Origin of the sequence: Pseudomonas sp. NPDC087814, assembly GCF_044742865.1 — a bacterium.
GTDB lineage: Bacteria > Pseudomonadota > Gammaproteobacteria > Pseudomonadales > Pseudomonadaceae > Aquipseudomonas.
In genome coordinates this window covers 16,320-31,734 of sequence record NZ_JBIUVK010000065.1, presented here as the reverse complement: position 1 = coordinate 31,734, position 15,415 = coordinate 16,320, and the positions used below count along the sequence as shown (strand labels likewise).

Here is a 15,415-nt window from a genome sequence, read left to right as displayed (position 1 = left end):
GAGCGTGGGTAACCCGGCAGGACGCCGGGTTAGCCGTCCTGGGCCAAGGATGGCCCATGACGGCGGCCCACGGTCCAAAGCCGGAGTGAGGGCACTCCGAGCCTAAGCGAGGAGCCGAGTGGTGGGGCAAGAGCGTTTTGCTTACTTTTGCGCTTTTCAAAAGTGAGCCGCTGTAAGAGCGGAACCAATAGTCGCCGTTACCCAAACAACGGATATGTACCCTCAACCGTGCTTCTTGTAACGACGAATCCGAATATCCGCCTGCTCCTTGTGCCCCGCAAACCCTTCCATCCCGCAAAGCCGCGAGCAGTATTCCCCTACCAACACCGAAGCCTCATCCGTCAGCACCCGCTGATACGTGCACGTCTTGATGAACTTGCCGACCCACAGCCCGCCGGTGTACCGCGCAGTCCCGGTGGTAGGCAATGTGTGGTTGGTCCCAATCACCTTATCGCCATAGGAAACGTTGGTGCGCTCACCAAGGAACAACGCGCCGTAATTGGTCATGTGCTCCAGAAAATACAACGGATCGCGGGTCATCACCTGCACGTGCTCGGAGGCGATGCGATCGGCTTCCTGCACCAGCTCGTCGACGCTGTCGCACAGGATGATTTCGCCATAGTCGCGCCAGGCGACAGAAGCAACCGGTGCGGTGGACAGGAGCGCCAACTGCCGCTCGATCTCCGCCGGCAGGGTTTGCGCCAACTCCGCACTGTTCGTCAAAAACACCGCAGGCGAATTAACCCCATGCTCCGCCTGCCCCAACAAATCGGCAGCGATGATTTCAACATCGCTGCTGTCATCAGCAATCACCAGTGTCTCTGTAGGCCCGGCAATCAAGTCGATACCAATCTTGCCGAACAACTGACGCTTGGCCTCGGCCACATACGCATTACCCGGCCCAACGATCATATCCACCGGCTTGAACGTATCGGTGCCCAACGCAAACGCAGCAATCGCCTGCACCCCGCCCACGCAATAGATCTCATCGGCACCCGCCAAATACATCGCCGTCACAATGGCCGGATGAGGCTTGCCATCAAACGGCGGCGCGGCCGCAACAACGCGCTTCACCCCGGCCACCTTGGCCGTCAGCACGCTCATATGCGCCGACGCCAGCAACGGGTACTTGCCGCCCGGAATGTAGCAAGCCACCGAGTTCACCGGAATATTGCGATGCCCAAGGATCACGCCAGGCAAGGTCTCGACTTCCACATCGTGCATCGAGGCTTTTTGCACCTCGGCGAAGCGCCGGACCTGGGCCTGGGCAAAGGTGATATCGCCGATTTCCTGCTCGGACAGGCTCGCCACGCAGGCGGCAATTTCTTCGTCGCTCAGCCGGAAAGATACAGGCGACCACTGATCAAACTGCTTCGAGTATTCACGTACGGCCGCATCGCCGTTACGGGCGACGTTGGCGATGATGCGCTCAACGGTATCGCGGACTTGGGCGGCAATCTCGGCTTGGGCTTCGACCGGTTTAGGCGTTTTCAGGTAACGAATCATCAGTGGCTCCAGGTGGTTCTTGAGGGCACGCGACATGCCCCCGGCATTGGCAACCATCTTTTCCTACCCCCCTGCCCCGGGCAATTTCGCAGCCTCCCTATTGGTGACGCAACCTGACGCAACACAGACGCAGTGTTGAAGCACTGCGGCGGGCTGCTGACGTTATTCGTATAACCCCGGATGAAAAACATGTAAGCCCCATTGACTTAGGGATTCGGAGTGATAGGTTAAATAAGCGGTTATACGTATAACCTAACAATCACACCCAACGTAAAGAGGTGATCAACCGTGAGTCGAGTCTTGTATCTATTCGGTGGCTGGCCCGGCCATTTCCCCTACGAAATTGCGGCATGGGCGCGCACCGTTTTCCAGGAACTGGATTTCGAGGTCGAAGAGTCCACCGACATCTTCACACTGGACAGGGACTTGACCGGTTATGACCTGATCGTGATCGGCTGGAACAACGCCGTCACTACCGAGACGCTCACCGCGTCCCAGGAAAACCGCCTGCTGGAAGCGATCGAAAGCGGCACCGGCCTGGTGGGTTGGCACGGCGCAGGCGCGGCGTTTCGCGCCAGCCTCAAATATCACTGGGTGCTCGGCGGCTCATTCCTCGAACACCCGATGGGCGAAGGCTTTCCCCACCCGTACCAGGTCAACGTCATCGACCACAGCCACGAGGTGACCCAGGGCGTCGAGGATTTCGAGGTACGGTCCGAGCAGTACTACATGCAGGTCGACCCGAACATTCATGTGCTGGCTGAAACCACCTTCGACGGCAACCCCTTCCCCTGGCTCAACGGCCATCGCAGCCCGGTGGCGTGGGTGCGCCAGTGGGGCCAGGGGCGGGTGTTCTATCACTCCATCGGGCACGACACCAGCAACCTCGCCGACCCGAATATCCGCCGCCTGACCAAGCAAGGCCTGAACTGGGCGACACGCGGGCGTGCAGCCAGTACCGCCGAGGCAACCCCCTCCGTTTCATCAACCCAAGGAGTCCTGTCATGACTAAATTGACCGGCAGCCAGATCGTGGCTCAAACCCTGAAAAACTATGGCGTCGAATACGTCGCCGGTATTCCCGGCCACGGTATCTGGACCCTGACCGACGCCTTCCTCGAAGAAGACTCCAAGCTCAAGTTCATCCAGGTGTTCCATGAGCAGAGCGCGGTGCACCTCGCCGACGGTTACTACCGGGTGAGCGGCAAGCCGATGGCGGCAGTGACGTCCATCGGTGCCGGCGCCGCCAACACGGTGATCGGCATGGCCACCGCGTTTACCGACTCCACCAGCCTGATGCTGATCACCGGCGGGCCACCCACCCACATGCGTGGCCATGGCTTGCTGCAGGAGCTGGAGCGCTACACCGACAACGACTTCCCGAAAATCGCCGAGGCCGTGACCAAGCGTCATTGGGTGGCGACCCGTGTTGAAGAGTTGCCGTTCATGATGCACCGCGCCTGGAGCGCAATGGTCACCGGACGCCCGGGGCCGGTGCACCTGGAAATCCCGATGGATGTGCAGGCCGAGGCCGCTGAAGTGACCCTGCATGCCCTCGAAGAGCGCACCCCGATCGGCAAATGCTTCCCGGACCCGGCAGCCACCGCACGCGCAGTGGAAGAGCTGAAACTGAGCAAGCGCCCGGTGCTGGTGATCGGCGGCGGCGTGATTACCGGCGAAGCCAGCGCGGAATTGTTCGCCCTGGCCGAAGCCTGGAAGATCCCGGTGGTCACCACTTGGAACGGCAAGAGCGGCTTCCCGGAAGATCACCCGTTGTTCGCCGGCAGTGTCGGCCAGACCGGCACCCTGTGCGGCAATAAAGTCGCGTCCACCGCAGACGTGATCATCGCCGTGGGCTGCCGTTTCACCGACTGGTCGTCGTCCAGCTACGCCAAGGGCGTGACCTTCGCGATCCCGCCGTCGAAGCTGATCCACATCGACATCGACCCGCATGAAATCGGCAAGAACTACCCGGTGACCGTGGGCATTTGTGCCGACGCCAAATACGCCCTCGCCGCCATTGTCGAAAGCCTGAAAGGCGAGACGGTTGAGCGCGAAGAGTACCTGAGCGACCTGCGCGGTTATCAGGAAGAATGGGAAACCAAACTGGCGGGCCGTCGTGACTCCGATCGCTTTCCGTTCACCTCGCAACGCCCCCTCGGCGCGCTGCGCAAAGTGTTCCCGCGGGACACCATCGTGGTGGTTGGCTCGGGCAACACCCAGGGCGCGGTCAAGCAGACTTTCCCGGTCTATACGCCACGTACCCACCTGACCTCCGGCGGCTTCTCGTCCATGGGCTGGGCCGTACCTGCGGCCATCGGTGCGAAGTTGGCGGCGCCTGACCAGCCGGTGGTGTGCATCCTCGGGGATGGCGATTTCCTGATGACCTCCCAGGAAATTGCGATCTGCGTGACCAACAATATCCCTGTGGTGTTCCTGATCCAGAACAACGCCGGCTACATGTCGATTCGCGGTGGCCAGCGCAAGCAGACCAGCCGCCATATCGGCACTGAATTCAACCACCCGGACGGCACGCCCTACAGCCCGGACTTCAAGGCGGTGGGCGAAGCCTTCGGCCTCAAATCCTACCGTGTGGAGCGCCCGGAAGACCTTGAGCCTATCCTGCAGGAAGCGCTGGATTTGAATGTGCCGGTGCTGATCGAAGTACCCACCGACCGCGATGCGGCTGGCCCTTGGGTGCCCGGCTGGTGGGACTTCCCGATTCCGGAATACATCACCGACGAACGCCAGGATGAGTACTGGCAAATCCGTAATTCCGAACAACACCTGTAAATGCCGGAGCGGCTCACATGAGTGATGCATTGATTTCGCATCATGCAGAGCTGAATCCACAACCGGGGGCGCCGCGCGAACCGCGCGCCCTCGACGTGGTGACACCTGATGCAGATGGCACGATCAACTGTGACGTGGTGATTATCGGCTCGGGCATGGGCGGTTCGACCTTCGCCCATGCCCTGCGTGACAGCGGGCTGGATATTGTGATCGTCGAACGAGGGGATTTCCTGCCCCGGGAAATCCAGAACTGGAGCGCTGAAGCGGTGTTCGGCCAAGGACGCTATCGCAATGCCGAACCGTGGCTGGACCAGGCCAACCAAGCATTTTCGCCGGGGGTGTTTTATTACGTCGGCGGCAACACCAAATTCTACGGCGCCATGCTGCCACGGTTTCGCGAGGCGGACTTTGGCGAGATCCAGCATGCCGAGGGCGTGTCGCCTGCGTGGCCCGTCAGCTACGCCGAGTTTGAACCCTGGTACGCCGAAGCGGAAAAGCTCTACCGCGTGCATGGCCAGGCCGGCATTGACCCAAGCGAACCCTGGCGTTCAGGACCCTTCCCGCAACCGGCACTCAAGCACGACCCGGCCCTGGTTGCGCTGGAACAAAGCATGCAGCGTGCCGGACTCAAGCCGTTCGTGATGCCGGCGGCGGTGGACTATGGCGATGGCGGCGATTGCGTATTGTGCTCAACCTGCGATGGCTATCCGTGCCTGGTGGAGGCCAAGGCCGACGCCGAAGTTTCTGCGCTCAGGCCCGCCCTGCGCAGTGGCAGCATTCGGCTGATGACTCGCACCACGATCCGGCAGCTGAACACCGATAACGATGGCAAAACCGTGACTCAAGCGCGGGGTCTGTTCGATGGACGCGAGGTGACACTGCGTGCCAAACGCTTCGTGCTGGCGTGCGGCGCAGTCAACAGTGCGGCATTGCTGTTCAAGTCTGCGAACGCTCAACATCCTCATGGCCTGGGCAATAGCTCTGGGCAGTTGGGGCGTAACTACATGGTGCACAACAGCACCTTCATGCTGGCGGTGGACCCGCGACGCAAGAACAACGTGACCTTCCAGAAAACCCTGGCCATCAACGACTGGTACAGCGCCAGCCCGCACAACGCATTCCCCTTGGGTAACGTGCAGATGCTGGGGAAAATCCGCGAGCCGATGATCAGTGCCATGCGGCCCTGGCTGCCGAAATTCGCTTCACGCTATATCACTGACCACAGCGTAGACCTGTACCTGACCTCGGAAGATCTGCCGACCCAGGACAACCGCGTCACCTACGACACGCAGCGCGGTGCGATCAAGGTTCACTGGACGCCGAACAACCTCAAGGCCCATGAAGGACTGGTGAGCAAGGCCACCCAAACCATGCGTGATGCAGGGTATCCGCTGATCCTCAAGGCGCGCATGGGCATCGCGACGAACTCCCACCAGTGCGGCACTGCCGTGATGGGCAAGGACCCAACCACCAGCGTGCTGGACCTGAACTGCAAGCTGCATGACCTGGAGAATGTATGGGTGGTGGACAGCTCGTTCTTCCCGTCGTCGGCGGCGGTTAATCCGGCACTGACCATCGCGGCGAATGCCCTCAGAGTAGCGGCACACTTCAAGGGGCAGCCCAGGTAAAGGTGGGAGCTGGCTTGCCTGCGATGCAGTCGACTCGGTCTGTCAGTGGTATTGAGTCGATGCCATCGCAGGCAAGCCAGCTCCTACAGCGATCCCTTACCAACGGGATCAGGCGTCTGCCTGCTGGATACTGCGGGTCGAGGTACGCACCACCAGCTTGGTGGCGAAAATCTTTTGCTCGGGCGCCAGCGGCGCATCAGCCGGGGCATTCAATTGCTCGGTCAGCATGCGTGCGGCGTACACGCCCTTCTCCACCATGGGTTGGGCAATGGTGGTCAACCCGAGCTGCACCGCCTCGGGAATATCGTCGAAGCCGATCACCGAAAGTGTCTGCGGCACTTGGCGACTGAGGGCGTGGGCGGTTTTCATGCAGGCAATCGCCATCACATCCGAGCACGCCACCACTGCCGTGACGTCGTTGGAGGTCAGCAATGTGAACGCTGCGGCCTGGCCGGACGTGGAATCCAGCCCACCGGCCTCGATCACGCTCAGGTCTTCAAACGCCAGGCCCGCGGCGGTGGCCGCCTCCACGTAACCGGTGAGGCGTTCGCGGACAATCCGCTCACTGGCACTTTTGAAGCGTTGCAGGTCAATCGGGCCGCGGTAACCATCCGGGTTGAGGCGGTCAATGATGACGCCGATCTTGCGGTGGCCCAGGTCCAGCAGATGCTGCATTTGCGTGCGAGCCGCACCGCGATCGTCGATGCCGACAAAAAACGAATTCTCGACCAGCGGCGAGTCGATCACCACGAACGGAATACTGTGCTTCACCACCGCCAGCACCGCCGGGTGATCATCAGGCAGGGTCGAGATAATCAGGCCATCCACCAGCCCGCGCAGGGCCAGGCTGCCGTGGCTCGCCGCCGGGCCCCGGCCCACCAGGCGGTTGTTGTTGAGCGGAAACAGTGTCAGTGCGACATTTTCCAACTCGCCCACTTCACTGATGCCGCGCAGCATGGCGATGGTGCACGGGTCGGCAAAGGCCAGGGACAACTTGTCCATCATCATCAACCCGATGGCGCCGATCTTGCCCGAGCGCAGGCTGCGGCCCAGCACATTGGGGCCCGGGTAGCCCAATGAAGCGGCCACCTCGAGGATATGCTCGCGCTGGGCCGGGGACAGTTTGGAAGGTCGGTTGTAGGCGTAAGACACCGCAGGCTGGGACACCCCTGCCGCCAGTGCTACGTCTTTCATTGAAACGGCCATCGCTTGCTTCCCAATCCTTTTGAAACCTCATGCGAGGTCATGAAAAAACAGGCGCTCAGTGTACCCGTTGAGGGGAAACCTTCGGAACCAGTCGTGTGGCACTGAACATGATTGCGACCATCAGCGAGGCAACCGCCAGCAGCGCCCAGGATAGATTCGTCGCGTGGGCGAACAAGCCGATCACCGCCGGGCCCATCAGGATACCCAGATAACCGAGGCTGGTGGCAGCGGCAATCGCCAGTTCCCCCGGCATGGTCTTTTGCGCGCCCGCCAGCGACAGGTACACCGGCGCGATATTGGCCAAACCGATTCCGATGACCGCAAACCCCACCAGGTTCACCTGCCAGTTCGTCGCGAGCACCACCGTGAGAAAGCCCAGGATTACAATCAGGCCACCGCCCACCAGTACCAGCCGGGCGCCGAGCCTGAGCAGAATCCGGTCGCCACTCAAGCGCCCCAACGCCATCATCACGGCGAAGCAGGCGTAGCCCAGGCCTGCAATGGAAGGCTCGACATCACGCACCTGGGTCAGGAACACCGCGCTCCAGTCGAGAATCGCACCTTCGGCCAGAAACGCGAACAGGCACAGCACCCCCAGCACCAGGACTTTACGCGTGGGCCGCACAAAGATCGGGCTGCCCTCTTCGCCGCTGCGCCCGAGCATCTGGCGCCCGTAACTCAGGACAAACGCAGCCAGTGCCGCCATCACCGCGCTGCTGGCCAGCAACGGCGTGGCGCCCAGCCAGAGCAGCGCGGTGATCCCCGCCGCACTGACAATCGTGCCCAGGCTGAACAAGCCATGAAAACCCGACATCAAGGACCGCCCGGTCGCACGCTCAACCATCACGCCCTGTACGTTCATCGTCACATCCACTGCGCCGCACCCTGCGCCGAACACGGTCAGGGCAAACATCAAGCCCAAGAATGAATGTGTGGTCGCCAGCAGAGGCAGCGTCAGAAACACCAGGGCGATGCCGATGTGCATGGTAAAGCGGCAACCTTTGCGGGCGTTCAGGATGCCCGCCAGCGGCATCATCACCAGTGAGCCGAGGCCCAGGCACAGCAACAGGATGCCCAATGCGCCGTCGTCCACCCCGGCCCGGCTGCGCGCATAGGGAACCAGCGGCGCCCAGGCGCCCATGCACAGGCCGGACAGCAGAAACGTCAAGCGGTAGGCCGACATATGCGGCGTGGAGCACGGCAATAACAACTCTTGAGACGACACGGAAACCCCAATACCTGAACAGTTGGAGTTATACGTATAACTTAAAACTCAAGCGCCAGCCACTGCCTTGTGACTGTTACATATTCTGGATTGATAAAGCATTGACAGCCCACAGGGTGCAGGTTTTACTTCCGCAAGGTTATTCGTATAACCCAAAATTGCATAACCACCCCACAAAAACAAAAGGGACCATGCAGCGTGATAAGCACTTTCCAGAAAACCCCGATCCCCCCGCGTATTCGCAAGGCACGTATCGCCACCTTTCTCGGCTTCATGATGATCGGCGCCATGATGTACATCTGGTCCACCGGTGTAAGCGTGTTCAGGACCCAGCTTGGCCTGACGGGAGAACTCGGGGACTCGAGTTTCGGCCTGATTGCCCTCGGGGTCGGTGTCGGTTCCGCAGCCGGTGCGCTGCTGGTCGGGCGGCTGCTGGACACCTTCGGCGCCAAGCCGGTAATTACCCTTGGCGCCCTCGCCTATCCGCTTTCGATTATCCCGCTGGGCTTCGTCAACGGTTTCTGGTTTGCGCTGTGTTTCGGCTCTGTGCTGGGGCTGTTGCGCGGCGCCCTGGATACCGCCTTGAATGCCCACGGCGTGCAGGTTGAACGGTTTTATCGACGCTCGATCATGTCCGGCTTCCATGCCTTCTATTCCCTGGGCGGCTTCCTGCTGGGCATGGCATGCAGTTGGCTGACCCGGTTCTACACCGACAGCGTGCTGGTGCCTTACACCGTACTGGGCCTGGCGATGTTCATTCTGGGCTGTGTGTTCAGCCGATGGTTGCTGGGCAAGCATGATGTGCCCGACGCCCAGCTCGACGACTGGCAAGCCGGCACCCAGTCCCGGGACGAAACCGGCAAGGGCCCTTCGGCCAAGACACTGCTGGTGATGATCGCTCTCGGCACCTTGCTGCTGGGCAGCATGATGGGCGAAAACGCAATTGCCGACTGGGGCCAGGAATACATTCGCCGGGAGTTCGCGACCACCACCTCGACCGCAGGCATGGCGGTCTCACTGTTCGTCGGTGCGTCATTCGTGGGGCGTCTTTTTGGCGACCGCCTGGCCGCTGCGTTCGGTAATGCGCAGGTGGTGTTTGGATGCGGTACGTTGTGCGTCCTCGGCATGATCACCACGATATTGGGCGGTACGGCCGTGACCGGCGTTGTCGGCTTCGCGCTGTTTGGCCTCGGCCTTTCGTGCATCGCACCGTTGATGATCTCCGCCGCCGGGCGCCGGGACCCGGCACATGCCGGGCGCAATATCGGCATCGTCAACTGCATCGGATTTTCCGGGATGCTGGTGGGCCCCGCCGTCATCACCGTCATCGTCAGCAACTTCGGCCTGAGCAAGCTGATGTTCTTCCCGCTGGTGATGCTCGGTTTGCTCGCGACGTTCGGCCCACTGCTGATGCGCGCGCCGAAGAAAACCGTTGCCCGCGGCAAAGCGCAAACCGAGGGGTGAGGGAGGCCCGCATCGTCACTGCACCGGCAGGAAATTCATCAGCAGCAAGCTTTGCGCGTAGTTGAGCCCGATGCGCCGGTAGCGTTCGTCGAGCATCTGGGTCAACAGGTCGAGGCGCGCGACGATTTTGCCGAACTCCACGGCAAAGCTGAGGTTGCTGCCCGCCTCCGAGATCTCGTTGGAGAACAGCAACAGCGAGCCATTGGCATCCTGGCGCTGACTGAGCAGCCAGGTGGCCTTCTCGATATTGCGCGCGGCATTGCTGACGAACTGCGGGTTGATCGAGTCCGTTATATAAAACTCGGTGCGCCCGCCGTGTGCCGTCACCAGCATGCTGCCGATCGCGTAGATGAAGGCGCCTACCCGGTCGCCGCGAAACTCCGGGCTCAGGGAATAGCTCAGCGCCGCCAGGTCGCGACGATCCCCCAGGGCAGGTAGCGGTTGGCGAAGTTCGATGGCCTGGCGGATTTGCCGGGCGGCGGTCACCGCGTCGGTGTAACCCGATTGACGCCACTGGTTGGGGTTGCGCAGGTAGAGCTTGCTCATCAGCAGATACAGGCTTTGCAGGTTGTCGCGCATGCTCAGGGTGGCCATGCGATCAACGCTGGTCTGGAAGAACTCGTCGGGCTTGCCGTTGCTGAACTGCGTGGCAATATCGCGCCCCTGCTGCTGGCTGCAACCGTTGGCGCAAAGCATCAAAACCGCAGCCAGCCACAGCGGCTGACGCATCCATCGGGTGATAAAAACAGGTAACGTGCGATCCATCGGCACCAGGTCTGGGTCTGCTGTCCACGCCGGAAATTAGTGTGGTCGGGACAGAGATAGATCGGAAGAACGGGAAAAAGTGCAGTGAGGGCGGCAAACCAATAATTTTTCCAGAGGTGCATCCACTTTGATCCTTGGTACGTAGATTCAATACCCTCACCCGGAGGGCACAAGCACCAAGGAGATACATCATGCACGCCATCTACAAAAAAATTGCTGCCGTTGCCTGCTTTACGATCCTCTCCGTCACCACATCCCTAAGTTTTGCCGCCGACACCGTAATGGTGGGCGGCGCGGCGATGTATCCGACGAAAACCATCGTCGAAAACGCAGTCAACTCAAAGGACCACACCACTCTGGTTGCGGCGGTCAAGGCAGCCGGACTGGTGGATACCCTTAACAGCAAAGGCCCGTTCACCGTATTCGCACCGACCAACGAAGCTTTCGCCAAGCTCCCCGCAGGCACCGTGGATACGCTTGTGAAACCTGAGCACAAAGCCGATCTCACAAAAATCCTGACCTATCACGTGGTGGCTGGCACTCATACCTCTGCACAACTGATGGCCGACGCCAAGAAGAACGGCGGTACCGTGATGTTGAAAACCGTGCAGGGTGAGTCGCTGACGATCAAGCTGCATGACGGCAAACTGTGGGTGGTGGATGCCAAGGGTGGCAAGGCCAGCATCAGCATTGCGGATGTGATGCAGTCCAATGGCGTGATTCATGTGGTTGATTCGGTGCTGATGCCGTAATCGTCGCTTGACACCGAAAAGCCCGACGCAGTGTGCGTCGGGCTGATTCGGATGCTTCAGTTGTCGGGGTGTTCACTCGCGACAGAATCAGCCGCATCCACATCCGACATATCCTCTTCCAGAGGGGCATCATCGTCCGGTGGTAGAGGCGCTTCAGGTTGATCGCGCCGAGGATCATGCCCGGTTTCATTGTCTGTACCGCGCGTTACGCCCTGCTGGGATACGTTTCCAGGGGCCTTCTCGTTAATTTCCATGCTGGCTCTCCGTTCTAGCGCGGGATGTCCGTGCTTGAACATGAGAAACGATGCGGTGTCGCGAGTGCCGGCCGATGGACGAACGGTGGGGATCAATTTCATAACGGCCCTAACGCTCCGAGAGACTCTATCCACCGCAGGATCGCGGGTTTCTCTGCTGGTTTTTCGCCAATGCAACACACCTCCGGGTCGGTGAGAGAACACCAGACAGAGACCGGGTCTCCCACTCGCAAACCATTCGAGGCTTTACGAAGCGTCGTCGTTGACCAAGCGTCAACCGTCTCGTTGAGAGACTTGTGAAAGTGCTGCCCATTGACGCTATAGCTGAAGCTCATGAACTGGCGTCCGGCCCACGATGCCTCACGCCCGACGAAGGTTACGTAGCCAGGCACCACTTGCCCCGCGTCCATGGCACTCATGAGTTCTCTCCTGAAAACAGCCCGGAAACACGTTTGTTTTTTGTGCTTTTACACTGTTATAGCTCAGAGGCCCGCAGCGCGACAGGTCCTTGGTCGCCGCCTACGGTGAGGCCTGAAACTGACTACCCTTTATATCTGACACACATTGACATATCGATAATTCTCGATATGATCGCGCCATGGACTTACTCGAAATATTCAAAGCCCTCTCAAACCAGACACGCCTCGAAATCCTGAAAGGTTTGAAGGACCCCGAGAAGAACTTCCCTGCACAAGATGAAGGGGACGTTCACACGGTGGGCGTGTGCGTCAGCAGTATTCAGGAAGGCATCGGGCTCTCGCAGTCGACGGTGTCTGGTTACCTGGCAACGCTGCAACGGGTGGGTCTGGTCGAAGTCAGGCGCATCGGCCAGTGGACTTACTACAAGCGCAATGAAGCCACCATCCGCAGGCTTGCCGAGATCATAGGGAAAGATTTGTAGTTTTTTTACCACAGAATATCGAGATTTCGCGATATCCCTTTTTGTCGAAACGAGGAAATGCAATGAAGGCGTTGATACTCAAGTCATTTGGCGGCCCGGAATCATTTGAACTTCGCGACGTTCCCAAGCCCGTTCCGCACACGGGGCAAGTCCTGGTCCGCGTACACGCAACCTCCATCAACCCGCTGGATTACCAGGTCCGACGTGGCGACTACGCTGACCTGGTGCCGCTACCGGCGATTACCGGGCATGACGTATCGGGGGTCGTTGAGGAAGTCGGGCCGGGGGTTACGTCCTTCGCGCCAGGCGACGAAGTCTGGTACACCCCGCAAATATTTGACGGACCCGGCAGCTATGCCGAATACCACGTGGCGGCCGAAGGCATTATCGGGAAGAAGCCCCCTGCCCTGAGTCACCTTGAAGCGGCAAGCCTGAGCCTGGTCGGCGGCACCGCCTGGGAAGCGCTGGTGGTGCGTGCAGCCCTCAGGGTGGGAGAAAGCATCCTGGTGCACGGCGGCGCGGGCGGCGTCGGCCATGTGGCGATCCAACTGGCGAAAGCCATTGGCGCCCAGGTGTTCACCACCGTACGCGACGTCAATGTCGAGTTCGCGCGAAGCCTGGGTGCGGACGTAATCATCGACTACGAAAAGGAAGATTACGTCGACGCCATCCTGCGGGAAACGGGTGGCCGTGGCGTTGATGTGGTGTTCGATACCATCGGCGGCACCACATTGTCCCGTAGCCCGGACGCGCTTGCGCAACTGGGTCGCGTGGTCACGATTGTGGACACGGCGCACCCCCAGAACCTCGTCCAGGCCTGGGGCAGGAACGCGAGTTATCACTTCGTTTTCACACGACAGAACCGCGGCAAGCTGGATGAAATGAGCGCACTGATCGCCAACGGTCAACTGCGGCCACACGTTGGCGCGGTCTATTCCCTTGCCGACATCCCGCTCGCCCATTCCCGCCTGGAAAGCCCCAACAACGGCATTCAAGGGAAAATCGCGATTGCCGTGTCCGCCGGCTTACAGGAGGATTGGCGCAACGGTGCTTGAGCTGATCGCACTGAACCACTTTTTTGGAGAGCACGGGTAAATGGCAGAACTGATGGAAATGCTCGACGGCCCAAGGACCGCACAGCAGGAACTGTTCTACGACCTCGAAGATGCGACGGCCGTTATCGCCTGGTCGGTCAATCAATTGGCCACTATCGCCGGGGTCGCCAAATCACCCGACGAAGCAGTCGCCCTGATGAAGATGGGTGCACTGCTCGCGGCTCAGCAGGAAAAGCTCAGCGGGTACGCGGATGAGGTGAAGGCCGGAAGGATTGTGCGAGGAGAGGATCACTCGTGATAAATACGCTACGCACCCAACAACCTTTCACATCCCTTTCACACTCGAGCGCTTATCGTCACTCCAGCTCCTAAGTGAACACCTTTAAGCCCGCACTCCCCATCGCGGGCTTTTCTTTGCCTGGAATTTGGTAAAAGGGATATCAAAACCTTCATCCAGTTTCATTTGTTGATGGCCTGGGCTGTCGCCTTAATGCTCCCACACGAACTCGTGCACAGGAGCAAAATATAATGAAAAAACGTCAACCGTTACTTCAGCTCAATACCTTGGCCGTGGCGCTGGCATTTGCCTTGCCGGCCATGAGCTATGCCAGCGATCAGTCCGACTCCAAGGGCTTTGTCGCCGACAGCAGCTTGAATATCCTCAACCGCAACCTGTTCTGGAACCAGAACGGCAACGGCGCCCACACCCGTGACTGGAGCCAGGCGCTGATGGCGACCTACAGCTCGGGCTTCACTCAAGGCACCATTGGCATCGGCATTGATGCGTTTGCCGACCTGGCGTTGCGCATCGACGGGGACACCGACCGCGCCGGTGGCCCGAACATACCGTCCGACGCCAATGGCAATCCGGATCATGGCTTCGCGAAGGCCGGTGGTGACGTCAAGTTCCGTATTTCCAATACCACGCTCAAGGTCGGCGACCTGCAGCCTACGTCGCCGGTGTTCGCCACCGCCGATAACTACCTGATGCCACAGACCGCAACAGGCTTCCAGATCGACAGCCATGAAATCACCGGCCTGAACCTGGAGGCCGGCCATTACACCTCCGGCACCGGTACCACCACCACCTCGCGCAGCGGCGACATTCTCGCCAGCTATGCAGGCGTGGAAGCGTCGTCGGCCAGCTTCGCGGGCGGCAAATACCAGTTCAGCAAGGAATTCACCGCGTCGCTGTACGGAGCACACCTGGAAGACGTGTGGAATCAGTACTACGTCAACCTGAACCTTGTTCATCCACTGACCGATGACCAGTCCGTCGCGCTGGACTTCAACCTCTATCGCACACTGGACGACGGCAGCGCCAAGGCCGGGACCATCGACACCACCGCAGCCTCGCTGGCGGCTGCCTACACCCTGGGTGCACAGACCTTCACCCTGGCCGGGCAGAAAGTGCATGGTGACGAGCCGTTCGACTACGTCGGCTTTGGGGAGACCAATGCCGGCGTCGGTGCCGGGCGCTACGGCAACTCGATCAACCTGGCTGACTCGGTGCAATACTCCGACTTCAACGGCCCGGGCGAGCGGTCCTGGCAGATGCGCTATGACCTGGACATGGGAGCCTTTGGCGCCCCCGGCCTGAGCTTCATGGCCCGCCATATTCGCGGTGCCGGCATCGACGGTACGCATACCCCCGGCAATTCGGCCTACACCGGGTTCTATGGCGCCAACGACCAGGAACACGAAACCGACGCCGAAGTGAAATACGTCGTGCAGAGTGGCCCGGCCAAGAAGCTGTCCTTTCGCCTGAGGGAAGCCTGGCACGATGGCGATGCTTCCACCGGGGGGCATCTGGTGCAGACACGCCTGATTACCGAGTACCCGTTGAATATCTTCTAAACAGGCGGGA

14 protein-coding genes are annotated in these 15,415 nt (G+C 60.3%); 9 read left to right on the top strand and 5 right to left on the bottom strand.

The window, feature by feature from the left end; genetic code table 11:
• Positions 1-222: 222 nt before the first annotated feature.
• The gene (gene hisD, locus ACIOMR_RS28550; protein ID WP_401197722.1) at positions 223-1,506 is read right to left on the bottom strand and encodes a histidinol dehydrogenase; all 1,284 of its coding nucleotides are present in this window, start codon (positions 1,504-1,506) and stop codon (positions 223-225) included.
• 288 nt (positions 1,507-1,794) lie between these two features.
• On the opposite strand from hisD, the gene ACIOMR_RS28545 reads away from it, so the two are divergent.
• The 3 genes from ACIOMR_RS28545 to ACIOMR_RS28535 are packed head-to-tail and all read left to right on the top strand — an operon-like array spanning position 1,795 to position 5,926.
• Entirely contained in the window at positions 1,795-2,514 is a 720-nt protein-coding gene (locus ACIOMR_RS28545; protein ID WP_032898774.1) for a ThuA domain-containing protein, read from the top strand.
• Positions 2,511-4,298 (top strand): thiamine pyrophosphate-binding protein, encoded by a 1,788-nt coding sequence (locus ACIOMR_RS28540; protein ID WP_102604522.1) that lies wholly within the window; start codon positions 2,511-2,513, stop codon positions 4,296-4,298. Before ACIOMR_RS28545 ends, ACIOMR_RS28540 begins: the two co-directional genes overlap by 4 nt.
• A gap of 17 nt (positions 4,299-4,315) precedes the next feature.
• Entirely contained in the window at positions 4,316-5,926 is a 1,611-nt protein-coding gene (locus ACIOMR_RS28535; protein ID WP_401197716.1) for a GMC oxidoreductase, read from the top strand.
• Between the two features lie 108 nt (positions 5,927-6,034).
• On the opposite strand, the gene ACIOMR_RS28530 is transcribed toward ACIOMR_RS28535, so the two are convergent.
• Entirely contained in the window at positions 6,035-7,132 is a 1,098-nt protein-coding gene (locus ACIOMR_RS28530) for a LacI family DNA-binding transcriptional regulator (RefSeq protein WP_008431528.1), read from the bottom strand.
• Positions 7,133-7,187: 55 nt separating this feature from the next.
• Entirely contained in the window at positions 7,188-8,315 is a 1,128-nt protein-coding gene (locus tag ACIOMR_RS28525) for an MFS transporter (RefSeq protein WP_050550296.1), read from the bottom strand.
• Between the two features lie 243 nt (positions 8,316-8,558).
• On the opposite strand from ACIOMR_RS28525, the gene ACIOMR_RS28520 reads away from it, so the two are divergent.
• Complete coding sequence (locus ACIOMR_RS28520; protein WP_178902864.1) at positions 8,559-9,821, top strand: MFS transporter; 1,263 nt, start codon at positions 8,559-8,561, stop codon at positions 9,819-9,821.
• Positions 9,822-9,836: 15 nt separating this feature from the next.
• Here the strand turns inward: ACIOMR_RS28520 and ACIOMR_RS28515 are convergent, their stop codons facing one another.
• A complete protein-coding gene (locus ACIOMR_RS28515; RefSeq protein ID WP_032898777.1) occupies positions 9,837-10,586 on the bottom strand; it encodes a hypothetical protein in 750 nt (249 codons plus the stop codon).
• 191 nt (positions 10,587-10,777) lie between these two features.
• Here ACIOMR_RS28515 and ACIOMR_RS28510 point away from each other — a divergent pair, with 191 nt between their 5' ends.
• A complete protein-coding gene (locus ACIOMR_RS28510) occupies positions 10,778-11,338 on the top strand; it encodes a fasciclin domain-containing protein (protein ID WP_003219652.1) in 561 nt (186 codons plus the stop codon).
• 56 nt (positions 11,339-11,394) lie between these two features.
• Here the strand turns inward: ACIOMR_RS28510 and ACIOMR_RS28505 are convergent, their stop codons facing one another.
• The gene (locus ACIOMR_RS28505) at positions 11,395-11,592 is read right to left on the bottom strand and encodes a hypothetical protein (RefSeq protein ID WP_023658951.1); all 198 of its coding nucleotides are present in this window, start codon (positions 11,590-11,592) and stop codon (positions 11,395-11,397) included.
• A 598-nt stretch (positions 11,593-12,190) separates the two neighbouring features.
• Between ACIOMR_RS28505 and ACIOMR_RS28500 the strand changes: the two genes are divergently transcribed.
• The 4 genes from ACIOMR_RS28500 to ACIOMR_RS28485 all read left to right on the top strand — a co-directional run bounded on the left by ACIOMR_RS28500 (position 12,191) and on the right by ACIOMR_RS28485 (position 15,405).
• On the top strand, positions 12,191-12,493 hold the full coding sequence (locus ACIOMR_RS28500; RefSeq protein WP_003219649.1) for a helix-turn-helix transcriptional regulator: 303 nt from the start codon (positions 12,191-12,193) through the stop codon (positions 12,491-12,493).
• 62 nt (positions 12,494-12,555) lie between these two features.
• Entirely contained in the window at positions 12,556-13,548 is a 993-nt protein-coding gene (locus ACIOMR_RS28495; protein WP_003219647.1) for a zinc-dependent alcohol dehydrogenase family protein, read from the top strand.
• Between the two features lie 40 nt (positions 13,549-13,588).
• Positions 13,589-13,846, top strand: a complete 258-nt coding sequence (locus ACIOMR_RS28490) for a hypothetical protein (RefSeq protein WP_003219645.1) — start codon at positions 13,589-13,591, stop codon at positions 13,844-13,846.
• Positions 13,847-14,076: 230 nt separating this feature from the next.
• Entirely contained in the window at positions 14,077-15,405 is a 1,329-nt protein-coding gene (locus ACIOMR_RS28485) for an OprD family porin (protein ID WP_003219643.1), read from the top strand.
• Positions 15,406-15,415: the final 10 nt, after the last annotated feature.

Excerpts from the sequence above, each read along its gene's own strand:
- hisD (WP_401197722.1), bottom strand. The coding sequence starts at position 1,506 with ATGATTCGTTACCTGAAAACGCCTAAACCGGTCGAAGCCCAAGCCGAG.
- ACIOMR_RS28540 (WP_102604522.1), top strand. The coding sequence starts at position 2,511 with ATGACTAAATTGACCGGCAGCCAGATCGTGGCTCAAACCCTGAAAAAC.
- ACIOMR_RS28535 (WP_401197716.1), top strand. The coding sequence starts at position 4,316 with ATGAGTGATGCATTGATTTCGCATCATGCAGAGCTGAATCCACAACCG.
- ACIOMR_RS28530 (WP_008431528.1), bottom strand. The coding sequence starts at position 7,132 with ATGGCCGTTTCAATGAAAGACGTAGCACTGGCGGCAGGGGTGTCCCAG.
- ACIOMR_RS28525 (WP_050550296.1), bottom strand. The coding sequence starts at position 8,315 with ATGTCGGCCTACCGCTTGACGTTTCTGCTGTCCGGCCTGTGCATGGGC.
- ACIOMR_RS28515 (WP_032898777.1), bottom strand. The coding sequence starts at position 10,586 with ATGGATCGCACGTTACCTGTTTTTATCACCCGATGGATGCGTCAGCCG.
- ACIOMR_RS28510 (WP_003219652.1), top strand. The coding sequence starts at position 10,778 with ATGCACGCCATCTACAAAAAAATTGCTGCCGTTGCCTGCTTTACGATC.
- ACIOMR_RS28505 (WP_023658951.1), bottom strand. The coding sequence starts at position 11,592 with ATGGAAATTAACGAGAAGGCCCCTGGAAACGTATCCCAGCAGGGCGTA.
- ACIOMR_RS28500 (WP_003219649.1), top strand. The coding sequence starts at position 12,191 with ATGGACTTACTCGAAATATTCAAAGCCCTCTCAAACCAGACACGCCTC.
- ACIOMR_RS28495 (WP_003219647.1), top strand. The coding sequence starts at position 12,556 with ATGAAGGCGTTGATACTCAAGTCATTTGGCGGCCCGGAATCATTTGAA.
- ACIOMR_RS28490 (WP_003219645.1), top strand. The coding sequence starts at position 13,589 with ATGGCAGAACTGATGGAAATGCTCGACGGCCCAAGGACCGCACAGCAG.
- ACIOMR_RS28485 (WP_003219643.1), top strand. The coding sequence starts at position 14,077 with ATGAAAAAACGTCAACCGTTACTTCAGCTCAATACCTTGGCCGTGGCG.